The organism is Leisingera thetidis (assembly GCF_025857195.1).
In the GTDB taxonomy this organism is placed as follows: domain Bacteria; phylum Pseudomonadota; class Alphaproteobacteria; order Rhodobacterales; family Rhodobacteraceae; genus Leisingera; species Leisingera thetidis.
Genome location: NZ_CP109788.1, coordinates 75,451 through 93,319 on the forward strand (window position 1 = coordinate 75,451; position 17,869 = coordinate 93,319).

General features: G+C 66.1%; 15 protein-coding genes. 7 read left to right on the forward strand and 8 right to left on the reverse strand.

Annotated elements, in window-relative coordinates; genetic code table 11:
• Window positions 1-52: 52 nt before the first annotated feature.
• Both OKQ63_RS21435 and OKQ63_RS21440 read right to left on the reverse strand, forming a co-directional pair.
• Window positions 53-2,230 carry a xanthine dehydrogenase family protein molybdopterin-binding subunit gene (locus tag OKQ63_RS21435; protein WP_264214171.1) on the reverse strand — a complete coding sequence of 726 codons (2,178 nt, stop codon included), beginning with the start codon at window positions 2,228-2,230 and terminating at the stop codon, window positions 53-55.
• Between the two features lies 1 nt (window position 2,231).
• Window positions 2,232-2,693, reverse strand: a complete 462-nt coding sequence (locus tag OKQ63_RS21440) for a (2Fe-2S)-binding protein (protein WP_264214172.1) — start codon at window positions 2,691-2,693, stop codon at window positions 2,232-2,234.
• 213 nt (window positions 2,694-2,906) lie between these two features.
• Here OKQ63_RS21440 and OKQ63_RS21445 point away from each other — a divergent pair, with 213 nt between their 5' ends.
• Complete coding sequence (locus tag OKQ63_RS21445; RefSeq protein ID WP_264214173.1) at window positions 2,907-3,797, forward strand: AraC family transcriptional regulator; 891 nt, start codon at window positions 2,907-2,909, stop codon at window positions 3,795-3,797.
• Between the two features lie 77 nt (window positions 3,798-3,874).
• Here OKQ63_RS21445 and OKQ63_RS21450 read toward each other — a convergent pair whose 3' ends face one another.
• Window positions 3,875-4,861 (reverse strand): GlxA family transcriptional regulator, encoded by a 987-nt coding sequence (locus OKQ63_RS21450; RefSeq protein WP_264214174.1) that lies wholly within the window; start codon window positions 4,859-4,861, stop codon window positions 3,875-3,877.
• Between the two features lie 134 nt (window positions 4,862-4,995).
• Here OKQ63_RS21450 and OKQ63_RS21455 point away from each other — a divergent pair, with 134 nt between their 5' ends.
• From OKQ63_RS21455 to OKQ63_RS21470, 4 genes are all read left to right on the forward strand, one after another.
• A complete protein-coding gene (locus OKQ63_RS21455; RefSeq protein ID WP_264214175.1) occupies window positions 4,996-6,936 on the forward strand; it encodes an acetoacetate--CoA ligase in 1,941 nt (646 codons plus the stop codon).
• 18 nt (window positions 6,937-6,954) lie between these two features.
• Window positions 6,955-7,872, forward strand: a complete 918-nt coding sequence (bcoG, locus tag OKQ63_RS21460) for a 3-dehydrocarnitine:acetyl-CoA trimethylamine transferase BcoG (RefSeq protein ID WP_264214176.1) — start codon at window positions 6,955-6,957, stop codon at window positions 7,870-7,872.
• A gap of 148 nt (window positions 7,873-8,020) precedes the next feature.
• Complete coding sequence (locus OKQ63_RS21465; protein WP_264214177.1) at window positions 8,021-9,421, forward strand: carnitine 3-dehydrogenase; 1,401 nt, start codon at window positions 8,021-8,023, stop codon at window positions 9,419-9,421.
• Between the two features lie 183 nt (window positions 9,422-9,604).
• Entirely contained in the window at window positions 9,605-11,299 is a 1,695-nt protein-coding gene (locus tag OKQ63_RS21470; protein WP_264214178.1) for a BCCT family transporter, read from the forward strand.
• A gap of 78 nt (window positions 11,300-11,377) precedes the next feature.
• Here OKQ63_RS21470 and OKQ63_RS21475 read toward each other — a convergent pair whose 3' ends face one another.
• From OKQ63_RS21475 to OKQ63_RS21495, 5 genes are all read right to left on the reverse strand, one after another.
• Window positions 11,378-11,722: a RidA family protein gene (locus tag OKQ63_RS21475; RefSeq protein WP_264214179.1), complete on the reverse strand. Its 345-nt coding sequence runs from the start codon at window positions 11,720-11,722 to the stop codon at window positions 11,378-11,380.
• Between the two features lie 120 nt (window positions 11,723-11,842).
• Complete coding sequence (locus tag OKQ63_RS21480; protein ID WP_264214180.1) at window positions 11,843-13,228, reverse strand: aldehyde dehydrogenase family protein; 1,386 nt, start codon at window positions 13,226-13,228, stop codon at window positions 11,843-11,845.
• Entirely contained in the window at window positions 13,225-14,898 is a 1,674-nt protein-coding gene (locus OKQ63_RS21485; protein ID WP_264214181.1) for an acetolactate synthase large subunit, read from the reverse strand. The genes OKQ63_RS21480 and OKQ63_RS21485 overlap by 4 nt, the downstream gene beginning before the upstream one ends.
• 36 nt (window positions 14,899-14,934) lie before the next feature.
• Complete coding sequence (locus OKQ63_RS21490) at window positions 14,935-16,443, reverse strand: FMN-binding glutamate synthase family protein (protein WP_264214182.1); 1,509 nt, start codon at window positions 16,441-16,443, stop codon at window positions 14,935-14,937.
• Between the two features lie 348 nt (window positions 16,444-16,791).
• Window positions 16,792-17,190, reverse strand: a complete 399-nt coding sequence (locus tag OKQ63_RS21495) for a MerR family transcriptional regulator (RefSeq protein WP_264214183.1) — start codon at window positions 17,188-17,190, stop codon at window positions 16,792-16,794.
• A 99-nt stretch (window positions 17,191-17,289) separates the two neighbouring features.
• Between OKQ63_RS21495 and OKQ63_RS21500 the strand changes: the two genes are divergently transcribed.
• Window positions 17,290-17,613 (forward strand): hypothetical protein, encoded by a 324-nt coding sequence (locus OKQ63_RS21500; protein WP_264214184.1) that lies wholly within the window; start codon window positions 17,290-17,292, stop codon window positions 17,611-17,613.
• A 4-nt stretch (window positions 17,614-17,617) separates the two neighbouring features.
• The gene (locus tag OKQ63_RS21505; RefSeq protein WP_264214263.1) at window positions 17,618-17,839 is read left to right on the forward strand and encodes a GDCCVxC domain-containing (seleno)protein; all 222 of its coding nucleotides are present in this window, start codon (window positions 17,618-17,620) and stop codon (window positions 17,837-17,839) included.
• Window positions 17,840-17,869: the final 30 nt, after the last annotated feature.

Sequence of the window (17,869 nt, forward strand, 5' to 3'; positions counted from 1 at the left end):
CCCTTCAACGGAACCTCCCCGCACCGGGCCGCGCGCCCGGTGCGGGGAGGGGTCAGGCGAAGCGGACCCCGTTCCGGGTCATCGGCAGTTCCGTCACCCGCGGGCCGTTGACCGCGATGGCATTGGCCAGCGCCGGCGCCGAGGGCGGGGTGCCGGGTTCCCCGACGCCGGCCGGCATCTCGGCGGAAGGCACGATATGCACCTCGATGGCGCCGATATCGCCGATCCGCAGCGGCTCGTAATCGGGGAAGTTGGACTGGTCCACCGCGCCCGCCGTCAGGGTGATTTCGTTGCGCATCGCATGGCCGAGGCCATAGCCGATGCCGCCCTCCATCTGCGCCTTGACCACATCCGGGTTGACGGCGAGGCCGCAATCCACCGCGCAGGTGACTTTCTCGATCTTCACCCCGTCACCGGCGTTGCCGGAGATTTCGACCACTTGCGCCACATAGCTGCCAAAGCTCTTGTGGACGGCAATGCCCTGGCTGCGGCCCTCCGGCGCGCGGCCCCAGCCGCCTTTATCGGCGGCCAGCTTCAGCACCCCCGCCAGACGCTGCTGATCGGTGCCGCCGCCCTCCAGCAGGGCAAGGCGGAAGTCCACCGGGTCGCGGCCCGCGGCGCGGGCGGCCGCGTCCAGCATGGTTTCCATCACATAGGCCGTGTGGGTGTGCCCGACCGAGCGCCACCACAGGACAGAGGTGGCCTTGGCCGCGTCGCTGAGGCCGGTGAACTGTCCCGGGATCCTGTAGGGGCTGTCCGCCACCCCCTCGACCGAGCTGTGGTCGACGCCGTCATGCACCGAGAACGCTTCAAACGCGGTGCCCTTCATGATCGACTGCGCCGCCACCCGGTGGTCCCAGCCGGTGATGCTGCCGTCCGCGTCCAGACCTACCCGCACGCGGTGCGCCACGGCGGGGCGGTAATAGCCGCCGGTGATGTCGTCCTCGCGCGACCAGACCAGTTTCACCGGGCGCGAGCGGTCCGTGAGGGCAAAGGCCAGCGCCGCCTCTACCTGATAATCTGCGGTGGGGGTGGCGCGGCGGCCGAAGGAGCCGCCGGCAAACATCGTGCTGATGCGGACCTTCTCCATCGGCAGCTGGAAGATCTGCGCCATCGCCATGTGCGGGCCGGTGGGGAACTGGCAGCCGTCATGCAGGGTGATGCCGCCGTCCGCGTCGGCCTCGATGGTGCAGGTGAGCGGCTCCATCGGCGCGTGGGCCAGCAGCGGGAAGTAGAAGGTCTGCTCCACTACCTTCGCGGCACCCTCAATCTGCGCCGCGGTGGCGGCATGGTCCGCGCCGTTGACGTTGTATTGCGGTTCTGCGTTCACCGCGGCCAGCAGTTCCTCGCGGATCTGGTCCGAGCTGCGGCTTTCGGCGTTTGAGACATCCCAGTCCACGGTGATTGCGTCGCGGGCCTGGAAGGCGGCCCAGGTGTCCTCGGCATAGACCGCAACGCCCGCCTGGTTGGGCAGCACGGCGGCGCGGATGTAGCCTTTGACCGCCGTGGCGCCGGCATCGTCGAACCCGTTGGCCAGCCCGCCCATCCGCGGGCTGCGGATGATCACGGCAACCATCTGGTCCGGCAGATGCAGGTCCATCGCATACATCGCGGTGCCGTTGGTCTTGGGCCGCGAGTCCTTGCGCTTGACCTGCGGGTTGCCGATCAGGCGGAAGTCGCCGGGGTCTTTCAGCCGCGGCTCTGCCGGGGCTTCCATCTGCGCGGCGGCGGCGACAAACTCTGCCAGCGGCGCCTCCTGGCCTGCGCCCTTGATGATACTGTCCGCAAGGGTCAGCTCTGCGGGGTCGGCGCCCCACGCCTCGGCAGCGGCCCTGATCAGCATTTCACGGGCGGCAGCGCCGGCCTTGCGGTACTGCAGGAAGGAATTCGCCATCGCGGTGGAACCGCCGGTGCCCTGCATCTGCCCGAACGCCAGATTGGCATAGCGCGAGGGATCGGAGGGTGCGAATTCATACCGGATGCCCTCCATCGGCACACCCAGCTCCTCGGCGATCAGGGTGGTGAGGCCGGTGGCCGGGCCCTGGCCCGTCTCGAAGTGCTTGACGATGGCGGTGACGGTGCCGTCTGCATCGATCCGAACAAACGGGTTCAGCTGCGCAGGCGCGGAGGCGGCGGCCAGCACGCCATCGGGGCGGGCGCCCACATAGAGGACGGCAGCGGCGGCGGCAGCGGATTTGAGGAAGCCGCGGCGGGAGGTGTCGAGAGTCATATCAGGCCTCCAACATAAGGGACGCGCGCTGGATCGCGGCGCGGATGCGCTGGTAGGTGGCGCAGCGGCAGGCGTTGCCGTTCATGTAATCGTCGATCTCCTCGACCGTCGGCTTGGGGTTTTCGCTCAGCAATCCCACGGCGGACATGATCTGGCCTGACTGGCAGTAGCCGCATTGCACCACGTCCAGCGCGACCCAGGCGTCCTGCACAGCCTGCGCAACCTTGGAGTTCAGGCCCTCGATGGTGGTGATCTCGGCGCCTTCGGCATCCTCGGCGTAGGTCTGGCAGGCGCGCACCGGCACGCCGTCCAGATGCACGGTGCAGGCGCCGCAGGCGGCGACGCCGCAGCCGTACTTGGTGCCGGTCAGCTTCAGTTCATCCCGGATCACCCACAACAGCGGGGTTCCGGGGTCGGCCTCGACCTCATGTGTCTGGCCGTTGAGGTTCAGTGATAGTGCCATGGCTGGGGCCTCCATTGGTGACGCGGCCTGCCCGGTGCGGACCGGGGCGGATACAGGCGCCGCTGTTTTCTGCTCTCTGCAACCTAGGGGCTGGCTTGCGGATTGCCCTGCCCGATCCTCCGGATGATCTGCCTGATCCTCCGGAGGATCGGGATTTGCGGTTCTGCCGCCGCTGCCGCCGGCCTATAGTCACGCAGAACAGGAGGAGCGCCCATGGTGCCGCAGGATCTGATTGCCGACGTTGCTGCCTTTGTCCGCGCAAACCGCGCCGGGGATGACGGGTGCGAAACCGGGGTCGGCGGGCTGTATGCCTTTTGCCGCGAGAACCCGACCGCGTTTCAGGCGATGGTTTATGAGCCGGTCATGTGCATGGTGCTGCAAGGCGCCAAGGAAGCGCATCTGGAGGACCGGGTGGTCCGTTACGGCGCGGGCATGTCGCTGATCGTCAGCCATGCGCTGCCGGTGACGGCCGGGGTGATCGATGCCGCGCCGGACCGGCCATATGTCTCGCTGGTGCTGCGGCTGGATCTGACCACCGCGCGCAGCCTTTACGAGGAGGCCGGCGCGGCAGAGGGGCAGCAGCCGGGCACGCACTCGATGAGCGTGGCGGACAGCGATGCGGCGCTGACCGATGTGATGGCGCGGCTGTTCCGGCTGTCGCACGACCCGGTCGAGGTGCAGGCGCTGGCGCCCTTGGTGCTGAAGGAGATCCATTTCCGGCTGCTGCGGGCCCAGCATGGCGGCATGCTGCGGCAATTGCTGCTGCACGAAAGCCCGGCCAGCCGGATTTCCAAGGCGATTGCGCTGATCCGCGAGGGCTACAGGGCGCCGATTGCGGTGGCGGAGCTGGCCGCCGCGGCGGGGATGAGCCAGTCGACCTTCCACGCGCATTTCAAGGCGCTCACCTCCACCACGCCGCTGCAGTACCAGAAGGAGCTGCGCTTGCTGGAGGCGCGCCGGCTGCTGATGAGCGGCGGTAGGTCGGTGGCTTCGGCGGCCTATGACGTGGGCTATGAAAGCCCGACCCAGTTCAGCCGGGAATACGCCCGCAAGTTCGGCATCCCGCCGCGGGATGAGAAGCCGGCAGCGGCGGCGGCGTCTTGAAACGGACTGCACTGGACTGTCCCGCCCGCCACGGGGCGGGCGTTTCGCTTCCCACCCCGCCGGGACGGGCGCTGCCCTCAGCGTTTCATTCCGCCGTATTCATTCTTCACCCAAGGCCGCTCCTGGCCCCGCGCCTCGCGGATGGTCCGGCCGTAAAGCCCGCTGTATGACCGCCCCAGCGAGGAGGCGGAAGAAAACCCGCAGCGCAGTGCGATCTGCTCCAGGCTCAGATGGGTTTCCTCGGACAGGTAACGGGCGTGCTGCAGCCGCAGCATCTTGTAGTATTTGCCCGGCGTCATCCCCAGCTCGCGCTGGAACGCCCGGGCCAAGGTGCGTTCGGACAGCGATACCCGCTTGGCCAGCGCGGCGGTGCTCAGCGGCGTTTCGATGGTTTCCGCCATCAGGTTCGCCGCCTTCAGCACCTTGGGCGAGCCCTTCTGCTGCAGCCGCGCGGCCCCGCGGTTCAGCTCCGACTGGCGCGACGGGTCATAGACAAACATGGTGGAGGCGCCAAAAGCCGCCGCCGAGCCATAGAGATCCTGAATGAGGCTCAGCATCATGTCGAGCGCGGTGCTGGCGCCGCCGCAGGTGAGGAAGGGGCCGGAGCGCACAAACCGCGCGGTGGAGACCTCGACCTTGGGGAAGGTCTCGGTAAAGGCGTCGAACTCCTGCCAGTGGATGGTGGCGGTGTGGCCGTCCAGCACCCCGGCGGCGGCGAGCAGCCAGGCGGCGGTGTCCAGCGCCAGCACCAGCTCTGCCCGCCGCACCGCGCTGCGCAGCCGGGCCAGCAGCGCGGGCGTCACCTGCTCGCGCATGTGGTAGCCCGCAACCAGCACCAGGGTACGGTTGGCCTGATCTTCGGCAAACGCCCCGTCCGGGGTGATCTGCAGCCCGCTGGAGCTGCGCACCGGCGCGCCGTCGAGGGTGCTGATCCGCCAGCCCGCCGTTTCCTGGCCCGAATTCATCCGCACGTCGCGCAAGGGTTCCATGGCGCTGGCCAGCACCATGTTGGAAAACCCGTCAAACAGCAGGAATTCGAATATCGGCGGCGAATTTGGCGGCATCTGTGTGTTATTTGACCGAAACTGTATAAACTTGGGGTCAACTCCTGCGCTACTCACGCTGAAAGTCAAGCTTCTTGACGATCCGCCGACGACGCCCGACACCCGACACCCGCTCTCTAGCCACTGAGATTTTCATGACAGCCGCTCCCCGCCTCTGGCAGCCGGATCTTTCGGCGCGCCGCAAACCCTTGATGTGTGATTTCATGGCGCAGGCCGCTGCCGGCACGGCCTTGGACAGCTTTGCGGATTTGCACGCCTGGTCGGTTGCGCAGCCGCAGGACTTCTGGCCGCTGGCTTGGGATTTCTGCGGGCTGGTCGGAGACAAGGGCGCGGTGCCGCTGCTGCCGGATGCCGACCCGATGAAGGTGCGGTTCTTCCCCGAGTCGCGGCTGAACATCGCCGAGACTTTCCTGAAAAACGCGGATGACCGCGAAGCCATTGTGTTCATGGGCGAAGATGGCCGCCGCATGGCCTGGACCCGTGCCGGGCTGAAGCGCGAGGTCGAACAGCTGGCCGCGGCGCTGCGGGACGCGGGCATTGAAGCAGGCGATCACGTCGTCGGCTACGTGCCGAACATGCCGCAGACGGTGGCGGCGATGCTGGCCGCGGCCGCGCTGGGGGCGGTCTGGTCCTCCTGTGCGCCGGAAAGCGGGCCGGATGTGGTGGTTGACCGGTTCGGCCAGATCGCGCCCAAGCTGATGTTTGCCGCCGATGGCTATTTCTACAACGGCAAGACATTTGACACCCGCGCCGCGATTGCCGACGTCGCCGCCCGGGTGCCGTCGATCGAACGCATCGTGGTCTGGCCCTATGCCGGGGAGGCCGCGGATCTGCCCGAGGGCATGGAGGCCTATGAGGCGTTCAAACAGGATGACGCCCCGGCGCTGGCCTGCCGCATGATGGGGTTCCGCGATCCGCTGTATGTGATGTTCTCCTCCGGCACCACCGGCAAGCCGAAATGCATCGAGCATTCCGGCGGCGGCACCCTCTTGCGGATGCTGGTGGAGCAGCAGCTGCACTGCGACCTGCGCCCGGGCGACCGGATGTTCTATTACACCACCTGCAACTGGATGATGTGGAACTGGCAGGTGGCGGCGCTGGCCTCCGAGGCTGTGATCGTGCTGTTCGACGGCAACCCGATGCATCCCGGCATCCGCCGCCTGTTCGACCTGGCCGAGGCGGAGAAAGTCACCCATTTTGGTATTTCCGCCAAATACATAGACGCCTCGCTCAAGCGCCGGAACCGGCCCGCGGAGACCCACGATTTGAGCGCTTTGCGGGTGTTGCTGTCGACCGGCTCGCCGCTGTCGCCGGAAGGCTTTGCGCATGTCTATGCCGACTGGAAGGCGGATGTGCAGCTGGCCTCGATCTGCGGCGGCACCGATATTCTGGGCTGTTTCATCGGCGGCTGCCCGGTTTTGCCAGTGCATCAGGGCGAGATCCAGGCGCCGATGCTGGGGCTGGACGTGGCGACCCTGAACGAGCACGGCGAACCCGTCGAGGGTGCCGCGGGCGAGCTGGTCTGCCGCAATGCGCATCCGTCGATGCCGGTTCGGTTCCTGAATGATCCCGGCAATGCCCTTTACCGCGCCAGCTACTTCGAGACCTATCCCAACATCTGGCGCCAGGGCGATTTCACCATCCGCACCGAACACGGCGGCTTTGTCGTGCTGGGCCGTTCGGATGCGACCCTGAACCCCGGCGGCGTGCGGATCGGCACCGCGGAGATCTACCGGCAGCTCGACAAGATCGGGGAGATCGCCGACGCGGTGGTGGTCGGCCAGCATTTCGATAACGACGTGCGGGTGGTGCTGTTTGTGCAGACCGCTGACGGCAGCGTGCTGGATGATGCGCTAACCACACGTGTCAAAACGGAAATCCGCAAGAATGCCTCGCCGCGCCATGTGCCTGCGAAAATCATCGCCGTCGCTGACATCCCGCGCACCAAATCCGGCAAGACCGCCGAGCTGGCGGTGCGCGACGTGGTGAACAACCAACCGGTCCGCAACCTCTCCGGCCTTGCCAACCCGCAGGCGCTGGAACTGTTTGCGGATCACCCCGAATTGCAAGTCTGACCCCAAAGGAGCCCAATCATGCCCCTGACCATGAACCGAGACGTTTTCATCACCTGTGCCGTGACCGGCTCGGGCGGCACCCAGGACAAATCCCCCCATGTGCCGCGCAGCCCCAAGCAGATTGCGGAGTCCGCAATCGAGGCCGCCAAGGCCGGAGCGGCGGTGGTGCATTGCCATGTGCGCGATCCGGAAACCGGCGCGCCCTCGCGCGATCTGGCGCTCTACCGCGAGCTGACCGACCGTATCCGCGATTCCGAGGTGGATGTGGTGCTGAACCTCACGGCCGGCATGGGCGGCGATATTGTTTTTGGCGGAGTCGAAAGCCCGTTCCCGGTGAATGCGGCCGCGACCGATATGGTCGGCGCCACCGAGCGGATGGCCCATATCGCCGAATGCCTGCCGGAAATCTGCACGCTCGACTGCGGCACCATGAATTTTGCCGAGGCCGATTACGTGATGACCAACACCCCCGGCATGCTGCGGGCGATGGGGCAGATGATGACCGATCTGGGCGTGAAGCCCGAGATCGAGGCGTTCGACACCGGCCACCTGTGGTTTGCCAAGCAGCTGGTGAAAGAGGGCATTCTGGAGCCGAACGCGCTGGTGCAGCTGTGCATGGGGGTGCCGTGGGGCGCGCCGAACGACCTCAACACTTTCCTGGCGATGGTCAACAATGTGCCGTCGGACTGGACCTGGTCGGCGTTCTCCTTGGGCCGCGACCAGATGCCCTATGCGGCGCAATCGGTGCTGGCGGGCGGCAACGTGCGGGTGGGTCTGGAGGACAACCTGTTCCTCGAGAAAGGCGTGCTGGCGACCAACGCGCAGCTGGTCGAGCGCGCGGCGGGTGTGATCGAGGGCCTGGGCGCCCGGATCATCGGCCCCGACGCGGTGCGCGAGAAGCTGGGCCTGACCAAGCGGGCGCCGGTGGCGAAGTAAGCCGGGCAGGGGGGCATGCGTGCACCGCCTGTTCACCCCCTGTGCACCGCCGCGCTGCGGCAAAAAGGGCAGATTGGGGGCTGGCCCCCAAACCCCCAGGATATTTACGGCCAGAAGAAGTGCCGGGCGCTTTTGAAAGGGACATCAGATGAAAACAGCAGCAATCATCGGCGGCGGGGTAATCGGCGGCGGCTGGGCCGCGCGGTTCCTGCTCAACGGCTGGAATGTGCGGGTGTTCGACCCGGACCCGGAGGCGGAACGCAAGATCGGCGAGGTGCTGGCCAACGCGCGCCGCGCGCTGCCGTCGCTTTATGACAAGGCGCTGCCGCCCGAAGGCGCACTGACCTTCCACGCCGATATGGCGGAAGCCGTGGCGGAGGCCGCCTGGATCCAGGAAAGCGTGCCGGAGCGGCTGGATCTGAAACACAGGATCCACGCGCAGATCCAGGAGCATGCCCCGGCGAGCGCGGTGATCGGCTCCTCGACCTCGGGTTTCAAGCCGTCGGAGCTGAACGCCGAGGGCGCCCGCGCCGTGGTGGCGCATCCGTTCAACCCGGTTTACCTGCTGCCGCTGGTCGAGCTGGTGGGCGATGCGGAGACCTGCGCGCAAGCCTCTGACCTGCTGCGCGAGGTGGGCATGTACCCGCTGACCGTGCGCAAGGAGATCGACGCCCATATCGCCGACCGGCTGCTGGAAGCGGTCTGGCGCGAGGGGCTGTGGCTGATCAAGGACAGCATCTGCACCACCGAGGAGCTGGATGAATCGATCCGCATGGGCTTTGGCCTCAGGTGGGCGCAGATGGGCTTGTTCGAGACCTACCGGATTGCCGGCGGCGAAGCGGGCATGAAGCATTTCATGGCGCAGTTCGGCCCGGCGCTGGAATGGCCCTGGACCAAGCTGATGGATGTGCCGGAATTCACCGAAGAGCTGGTGGACCTGATCGCGGGCCAGTCGGATGCGCAGTCCGGCCATATGCCGATCCGCGATCTGGAGCGGCTGCGGGATGACAACCTGGTTGGCATGATGCGGGCACTGAAGAAGTCCGGCAGCGGCGCCGGCGGTGTGATCAACGCGCATGAGGCGGCGCTGCCGACGCCGGACGCGGCGGATCTGCCGGTCACCGTCAGCCGCCCGGTGCCGCAGAGCTGGACCGATTACAACGGCCACATGAACGAGGCGCATTACACCGAGGCCTCGGCCCAGGCGACCGACCGGTTCATGGAGATGATCGCCGCGGGCGGCAGCTATTTCACCGTCGAGAACCACGTGCGGTTCCTCGATGAGCTGCACGAGGGCGATGCCCTGACCGTCACCACCCAGGTGCTGCAGGGGACCGGCAAGAAGATGCATCTGTTCCACCGCCTGCATGGGCCCGAGGGCAAGCTGGCGGCGACCGTGGAGACGCTGCTTTTGCACATGGACCTGAACGCGCGCGGCACCTCGCTGCCGTCGCCGGAGGTGGCGGACAAGCTGGCGGGTTTTGCCGCTGCGCACGCGGGGCTGCCGCTGCCCGAGGGCGCCGGGCGCCACGTCGGCCAGCGCGGATGATTTGGAAACCGGCGGCTTGCGGGCTGCCGGTTTTCCTTTGCGGGCCGGGCATCCTCCCCGATCCGGCCCGCAGTTTTGAACCTTGGCCGCAGGGGACGGCCGGAAATTTACAGCCCGGCCAGCCGGGCAGCCCCCGCGGCGGAGGTTCCTGGGGGCATTGGTACAGGGTCAAGGGAGGACCATATGTCTGAGAGCAATTCCAACAGCCGCCTGGTGGCGAAGTCCGGTTTCTTTGCCGGTCTTCATCCGGGGATGGGCACGGCGGCGAAAGGGATGATTGCCTTTTTTGTCATCTTCACCGTCCTGAACGTGGATCTGGCCGGCGGGTTGTACAAGTCGGTGCGCTCCTGGATCGAAGGCTGGTTCAGCTGGTATTACATTTCGCTGCTGATCGGCGTCATGTTCTTCTGCTTCTGGCTGATGGTCTCGAAGTTCGGCAAGCTGCGGCTGGGCGATGACGGTTCGCGCCCCGAATTCGGCAATTTCAGCTGGTTTGCGATGCTGTTCTCGGCCGGGATCGGGGTTGGCATCCTGTTCTTTGGCGTGGCTGAGCCGATCTTTTATTTCGACAACTCCGGCGCCTTTGGCTACCCGAACAACCCGCATGCCGATATGGCGGGCCACACCGAGATGGACATGCTGCGCGCCCGGGATGCGATGCGGGTGGCCTTCTTCCACTGGGGCTTCCACGGCTGGGCGCTGTATGTGCTGGTCGGGCTGTGCCTGGCCTATTTCGGGTTCCGCAAGAAGCTGCCGCTGACCATGCGCTCAACCCTCTATCCGATCCTGGGCGAGCGGATCTATGGCCCCTGGGGGCACCTGGTGGATCTGCTGGCGGTGTTCGGGTCGGTTTTCGGCATTGCAACCTCGCTGGGGCTGGGCTCCACCCAGATTGCCACCGGGCTGAACGTGCTGTTCGGGCTGGAGGTGACGCTGACCCTGAAGATCGTGCTGATCGTGATCGTGTCGGTCATCGCCACCGCGTCGACCGTGTCCGGCGTGGCGCGCGGCATCCGGCTGATTTCCGAATGGAACATCTGGCTGTCGATCGCGCTGTTGCTGGCCTTTGTGGTGCTGGGGCCGGGAAAATGGCTGCTGGCGTTCTTCATCACATCGCTGGGGGATTACCTGTGGAACTTCATTCCGATGGGGTTCTGGACCGCAACCGAAGCGCCGGATGTCGCCTGGCAGGGCGGCTGGACCATTTTCTACTGGGGCTGGTGGATCGCCTGGGCGCCGCTGGTGGGCATCTTTATCGCCCGCATTTCCTATGGCCGCACCATCCGCGAATTCATGGTCGGGGTGCTGTGCGTGCCGACCGTGGCGGTGTTCTTCTGGCTGTGCATGTTCGGCGGCACCGCGATCTGGCAGGAAATGCACATGGCTGGCGGCCCGGCGGCTGAGGGCGGCGCGGGCATCATTGCCACTGTCCGCAACTGGGAACTGCCCGGGGCGCTTTATGGCACCATTGCCAATATCGGCCAGACCTCCTGGATGGGCGACATGAGCTGGACCGCCTGGCCGCTGTCGCTGCTGGCGACGGTGCTGCTGGTCAGCTGGTTCGTGACCTCGGCGGATTCCGGCACCCTGGTGATCACCACCATGCTGTCGATGGGGGATGAGAACCCGCCGAACAAGTTCCGCGTGATCTGGGGTGCGGGGATTGGCGCCACCGCCATTGCGCTGCTGATGTCGGGCGGTCTGAACGCGCTGCAGACGGCGCTGATTGCCACCGCCTTTCCGATCTCCTTCCTGATCATCGCGATGGTCTGGGGCCTGTGCAAGTCGCTGCGCGAGGATCCCTCGGCCGCGCCGATGGCGGCAGAGCCGGCGGCGACGCCCGATGGCACCCATCTGACCCAGGATCTGCCCGCCTGAGCCAGCCTTGCGGGCCGGAAAGAAAACGCGCCGGGCTGTTGAGGCCCGGCGCAACTTTTTTGCCAGCTGACAATTTTATCAGTCGCAGGCGGCGGTGACGATGATCTCGACTTTCAGGATCTCGCGCGCCAGCCTGGCTTCGCCGCAGGCGCGGGCCGGGGCGTGGCCTTCGGGAACCCAGGCGTTCCAAACCTCGTTCAGCTCGGCGAAATAGGACATGTCGGAGAGCCAGATCACGGTCTGCAGGAGGCGGGTCTTGTCGCTGCCGGCCTCGGCCAGCAGGGCGTCGACCTTGGCGAGGATCTCGCGGGTCTGCTCGGCGGCGGTGTCTGCTTCGGAGACCTGGCCGCTGAGGTAGACGACGCCGTTGTGCTTGACGATTTTGCTGGAGCGGGCGGTGGTGCCGGAACGGGTGATGGTCATGGTCGATGCCTTTCCTGTCTTGGGATGCTGCCGGCATAGCGGCTGAACCCGCAGGCGGAAAGGGCGAAACCGGGCGGGCAGGATCATTGCCGGGCGCTGCCTGCGCCCGGCGCGGCGGGGTCAGAGCCGGATCACCGCCATCTTGTCCTGGGTCATGTCATGCATGGTATAGCCGATGCCGCCGGTGTTGTAGCCGGACTGGCGGCGGCCCGCGAAGGGCATCCAGTCGACGCGGAAGGCGGTGTGATCATTGACCATGACGGCGGTGGCATCGAGCTGGCGCACCGCCTGCATCGCGGTGTCCAGGCTTTGGGTGAAGACCGCGGCCTGGAAGGCATAGGGCAGGCTGTTGGCGGTCTCAACCGCCTCTGCGATGCTGTCCGAACTGTAAACGCAGATCACCGGGCCGAAAATCTCCTGCTGCGACACACGGGCGTCCGCGGGCGGGTCCAGAAGCACGGTGGGGGCATAGGTGGTCTCGCCCAGGCGCTTGCCGCCGGCCAGCAGCCGGGCGCCGCCGTCGAGCGCTTCCTGCACCCATTCCTCGACCCGGTCGACCTCGCCGGGGCGGATCAGCGGGCCGCAATCGACAGTCGGGTCGGTGGCGTCCCCGACCTTCAGCGCCTGTGCCGCCGCGGCCAGTTTCTGCGCGATCTCTTCCGCCTTGGCGGCGGGGGCAAACACCCGCTGGACCGAGACGCAGACCTGGCCGGAGTGGTAGAAGCCGCCTTTGGCCAGGGCCGGGATCATTGCGCCGATGTCCGCATCCTCTGCCACGATCACAGGTGCGGCGCCGCCGTGCTCCAGCGCACAGCGGGTGCCGGGGGCGAGTTTGGAGCGCAGCATCCAGCCGACGCGGGCGGAGCCGATGAAGGAGAAGAAGCCGGCGCGCGGATCGGTGATCATCTTTTCCGCCACCTCGTTGCTGCAGACCACGTCGCGGCACCAGTCCGGGGGCAGCCCGGCCTCGTGCAGCATCGCCACAAAGGCCTGGCACGACAGCGGCGTGTCCTGCGCCGGTTTCACGATCACCGGGCAGCCGGCGGCGACCGCGGGCGCCACCTGATGCACGATCAGGTTCAGCGGGTGGTTGAAGGCGCTGGCGGCCACCACCACGCCGATCGGCTCGCGCTGGGTAAAGGCGATGCGGCCCGATCCGGCCTCGGTCAGGTCCATCGGGATTTCGCGCCCCGTCATCTGGCCGATCTCATGCACGCACAGCTCCACTCCGTCGATGGCGCGTTTGACTTCGACCTTGGCGTCCGCCAGGGGCTTGCCGCCCTCGCTGGCGATCAGCAGGGCCAGTTCGTCAAAGCGGTCCTCCATCAGCCGGGCGGTTTTCCTGAGGATCCCGATGCGCTGGTAGGCCGGCAGCCAGCCGTCCCGCTGGCGGAACAGCCCGTGGGCGGTGTCCAGCATCGCGTCGATTTGGTCCCAATCGCTGGTTTCAACGCTGCCGATCCGCTCCAGGCTGAAGGGGTTCACGACGTCTATGGACTTGGTCATATCAGACATACCTTTGCGGCCAGCTCATCAATCAGGACCCGCTGGTTTTCGCTGTAGTCCACGGGCACGTCAATCAAATGCACGCCGCCTGCGGCAAAAGCACTCTCGAACGTGGGCGCCAGGTCTTCGGTGCGCGTGATCCGGTGGCCGGTGGCGCCGTAGCTGTTTGCATACTGGACAAAATCCGGATTGCCGAATTCCAGCCCCCAGTCGGCAAAGCCGGCATGCGCCTGCTTCCAGCGGATCATGCCGTAGGAGCTGTCGTTCAGCACCGTCACCACCAGATTGAGGCCGAGGCGGACGGCGGTTTCCATCTCCTGGCTGTTCATCATGAAGCCGCCGTCGCCGCAGATCGCCATCACCCGGCGGTCCGGGTTCAGCTTGGCCGCCATCATCGCCGAGGGCAGGCCCGCGCCCATCGTCGCCAGCGCATTGTCCAGCAGCACGGTATTGGAGTGGTAGGCCTTGTAATTGCGGGCGTACCAGAGCTTGTAGATGCCATTGTCCAGCGCGATGATATCGCAGTCATCCATCACCTTGCGGGTGTCCGCCACCAGCCGCTGCGGGATCACCGGAAAGCGCGCATCGTCGGCGCCTTCGGAGATATGCTGGTCGGTTTCCTGCTTGATGCGCTGGAAGTAGCTGCGGTCGAACTCCAGCGGGCCGCCGAGGGTCTCTCCCAGCCGGGTGATTGATTGGGCCAGGTCGCCGACCACCTCCAGCTGCGGGAAATAGACCTGGTCGACCTGCGCCGCCTTGTAGTTCACATGGATCACCCGGGTGCCGCCTTCGACCATGAAGAAGGGCGGTTTCTCGACCACGTCGTGGCCGACGTTGATGATCAGGTCGGCGCGTTCGATGGCGCAGTGCAGATAGTCGCCGTCGGACAGCGCGGCGGTGCCCAGGAACAGGTCGGAGCGTTCGTCGACCACGCCCTTGCCCATCTGGGTGTTGAAGAAGGGGATCTGGATCAGGTCGGTGAAATCGCACAGCGCGGAGCGGGCCTTGCGGCGGTTGGCGCCGGCCCCGAGCAGCAGCAGCGGCATCTTGGCGCCCCGGATCATTTCCGCCGCCTCGGTCAGCACCGCGTCGCCCGCCACCGCGTAATGGCGCGGGTGGGGCGGGATCACGGAGGCATCGGTTTCCTCCGCCGCGATATCCTCCGGCAGTTCCAGCAGCACGGCGCCGGGGCGTTCCTCCTCGGCCACGCGGAAGGCCTCGCGGATCAGCGCCGGGATGGTGTTGCCGTGCACGATCTGCTTGGACATCTTGCAGATCGGATCGAACAAGCCCACTACATCGATGATCTGGAACCGGCCCTGTTTCGATTTCTTGATCGGCTTCTGGCCGGTGATCATGATCAGCGGCATGGCGCCCAGATGGGCATAGGCGGCGGGGGTGGCGAAATTGGTGGCGCCGGGGCCGAGCGTGGCCATGCAAACGCCGGCCTTGCCGGTGAGGCGGCCATAGGTGGCGGCCATGAAGGCGGCGCCCTGTTCATGCCGGGTCAGCACCAGCTCGATCTTCGAGGTGCGCAGGGATTCCAGCAGGTCGAGGTTTTCCTCGCCCGGGACGGCAAAGACGTATTCGACGCCTTCGGCCTCCAGCGCGGCGGCGAGCAGGTCGGAGGCTTTGGCGGGCGAATGGGGCACAGAGCGGGTGTCGGGCATGGGGGCTCCTGTCGGTTGAATGGGCAAGGGGGCGGCTTATTGCGCGGCGTGCTGCTGGGCCGGCACCGGAAACAGCTCCTCCATCGAAACGGAACGGCCGTTGTCCAGAACGATGCGCGCGTGGTAGCGCTGCAGCAGGCGCGGCTCGGCCACGCCGCAGCTGCGGGCGATGATGCCGGCCTCCTTTGTCATGTTCCTGGCGTAGTTGGCGACGCGTTCGGATTTGCTGGCCGGGTCGAGGCCGAACTGCAGCTTGGGGTCGTGGGTGGTGATGCCGGTCGGGCAGGTGTTCCTGTTGCATTGCAGCGCCTGGATGCAGCCAAGCGCAAACATGAAGCCGCGGGCGGAGTTGACGAAATCGGCACCGGCGCAGAACGCCCAGGCGACCTCGGACGGGTTGATCAGCTTGCCGCTGGCGCAGACCCTGATGCGGTCGCGCAAGCCATAGCGGGTGAGGATGTCGACGGTCAGCGGCAGGCTTTCGCGCAGCGGCATGCCCATGTTGTCAATCAGGCTCATCGGGGCGGCACCGGTGCCGCCATCGGCGCTGTCGATGGTGATGAAATCCGGCGCGCTTTCCGGCCCGCGCGACAGCACCTCCTGGCACAGGCCCTCGATGAACCCATAGGCGCCCAGCACCGCCTTGAAGCCCACCGGCTTGCCGGTTGCCTCGCGGATATAGGCGATCATGTCGAGGAGCTCGCCGACGCTGCCGGCTTCCGGGTGGCGGTTGGGGCTGATGGCGTCCTCGCCGGGGGTGAGGCCGCGGATGGCGGCGATTTCCGGGGTCACCTTGGCGCCGGGCAGGATGCCGCCCTTGCCGGGCTTGGCGCCCTGGCTGAGCTTCAGCTCGAACATGCGGACGGTGTCATGCGCCGCCACCGCGCGCAGCTTGTCCTCGTCAAAGCCGCCCCCGGGCTTGCGCACGCCGAACTTGCCGGTGCCGATCTGGAACACCAGGTCGGCGCCGCCCTCCAGATGGTAGGGCGACAGCCCGCCTTCGCCGGTGTTGAGCCAGATGCCGGCCTTTTTGGCGCCATGCGACAGGGCGCGGACCGCGGGGACGGAAATGGCGCCGAAGCTCATGCCGGAAATGTTGAAGATCGAGTCGGTGGTGTAGGGATGGCGGGCATAGGGGCCGATGGTGACGGCAGCGGCGGGCACGGCGTCGTGCTCCAGCGACGGGAACGGGCAGTTGGCGAAATAGACCGTGCCGGCCGGGCGCAGGTCGCGGGTGGAGCCGAAGGCGACGGTGGAATCCACGTTCTTGGCGGCGCGGTAGACCCAGGAGCGTTCGGCCCGGTTGAACGGCATCTCCTCGCGGTCGAGCGCAAAGAAATACTGCCGGAAAAACTCGCCCAGATGCTCGAACAGATAGCGGAAGCGGGCAATCACCGGGTAGTTGCGGCGCAGGGTGCTGTCGGTCTGGGTCTTGTCGCGGACATAAAGCACCGCCAGCCACAGGATGCCGGCCCCGAGGGCAAAGATGAACGCGTAGGACAGGAATTCGAGCAGCGCCAGGACGGTGCTGGATATCTGGGACATGGTCTCCGTCGCTCCTTCAGGGGTCTGGCGGCGCGGCTGGCTCCGCGGGCCTGGCATTTGTCACTTGAGAATGCGCATTCGTGGCGGGCATTGCATTCACGGGCTGATCACTTCCTTTGGAGCCGCCTTCCCGGAGTTTGCATGGGGCTGTCGGTGGAACAGCGTGCGGATGCCAGATGCGGTTCCGCACGGTGCGGATCTGTCCCCGGATACTGGGGTAAGCCGGGAATGCTGTCCAGTCCGCGGGGCGGGGCGTACCATGGCTGGCTGACCGTTCCGCCGGAGTGCCGGCCCGGAAGATGCAGCAGGCACAAGGCTGCGCCGCGGCCGGGGTCCGGGGGGGGGGCCTTAGCAGCCCTGTACCGTGCGCAGCCGGGTCAGCATGGGGCAGGCAACATTCCCTTTGGCACAGTTTGCCGTGAGCTCATTCAGTGCGGCCTCCAAGCGCGTAAGCTCGTCGATCTTGTCGCGGACATTGGCAATATGAAGTTCCGCCATGTCCTTGACGGACAGGCAATCCGCGCCGCCGCCCTCGGACAGTCCAAGCAGGGTCTTTGCATCTGCGAGCGGGAAGCCGAGATCACGGCACCGCTTCAGGAAACGAAGCCTGCCAACGTCATCTGCGGAATAGAGGCGCCGGTTGTTCGGAGCCCGTTCTGGCTTCGGAACTATGCCTTCACGCTCATAATAGCGGATGGTTTCAATGCCGACGCCGCTTTGCCTGGAGGCTTCCCCGATCGCGATCATGTGAAAATGTCCTGTTTGCTCCTGTAGCAGCTACAGGAGTTATACCTCTCCATGACCCTTGCCGCAATTCAGCGGCGGCCCGGCATTTGGAGGTGCGGAATGCAGAAATACCTTGGCCTCAGCTGCCTGGGCGCGATGTCGGCCCTTGGAGCCGCGTCCTGCTGCGTGCTGCCTATGGCACTGATGCTGCTGGGTTTGGGAGGCAGCTGGATTGCAATCTTTGGCAGGATTGCAGCCGTCAGTTACTATGTCCTGGCGATCTCGACCGTGCTGGTTGCGGTGTCCTGGCTGATGGCCCGCCAGCGCGGAACCGTGGCGGCGCTGAAATGGTGGCTTGCCGGAAGCACCGTCATGACCGGCCTGGCATGGGTTATTGTGTTCCGGGAGGCCGAGATCAACGCATACCTGATCCTGCAGATGTGAGATGATGACAGAGCAAACAGCAATCCTTGAAAGCACAGTGACATGTCCGCAATGCGGGCACGTTGAAACCGAGACAATGCCGACGGAGTCCTGCCAGTGGTTCTATGAATGCAGATCGTGCAAGACAGTGCTGAAGCCGAAACAGGGGGATTGCTGCGTCTTCTGCTCCTATGGGACCGTACCGTGCCCGCCGATCCAGAAGGGCGGAGGTTGCTGCGCTGTCTGAATGCGGGTGGGCCGGCACCGGCCGCAGGCG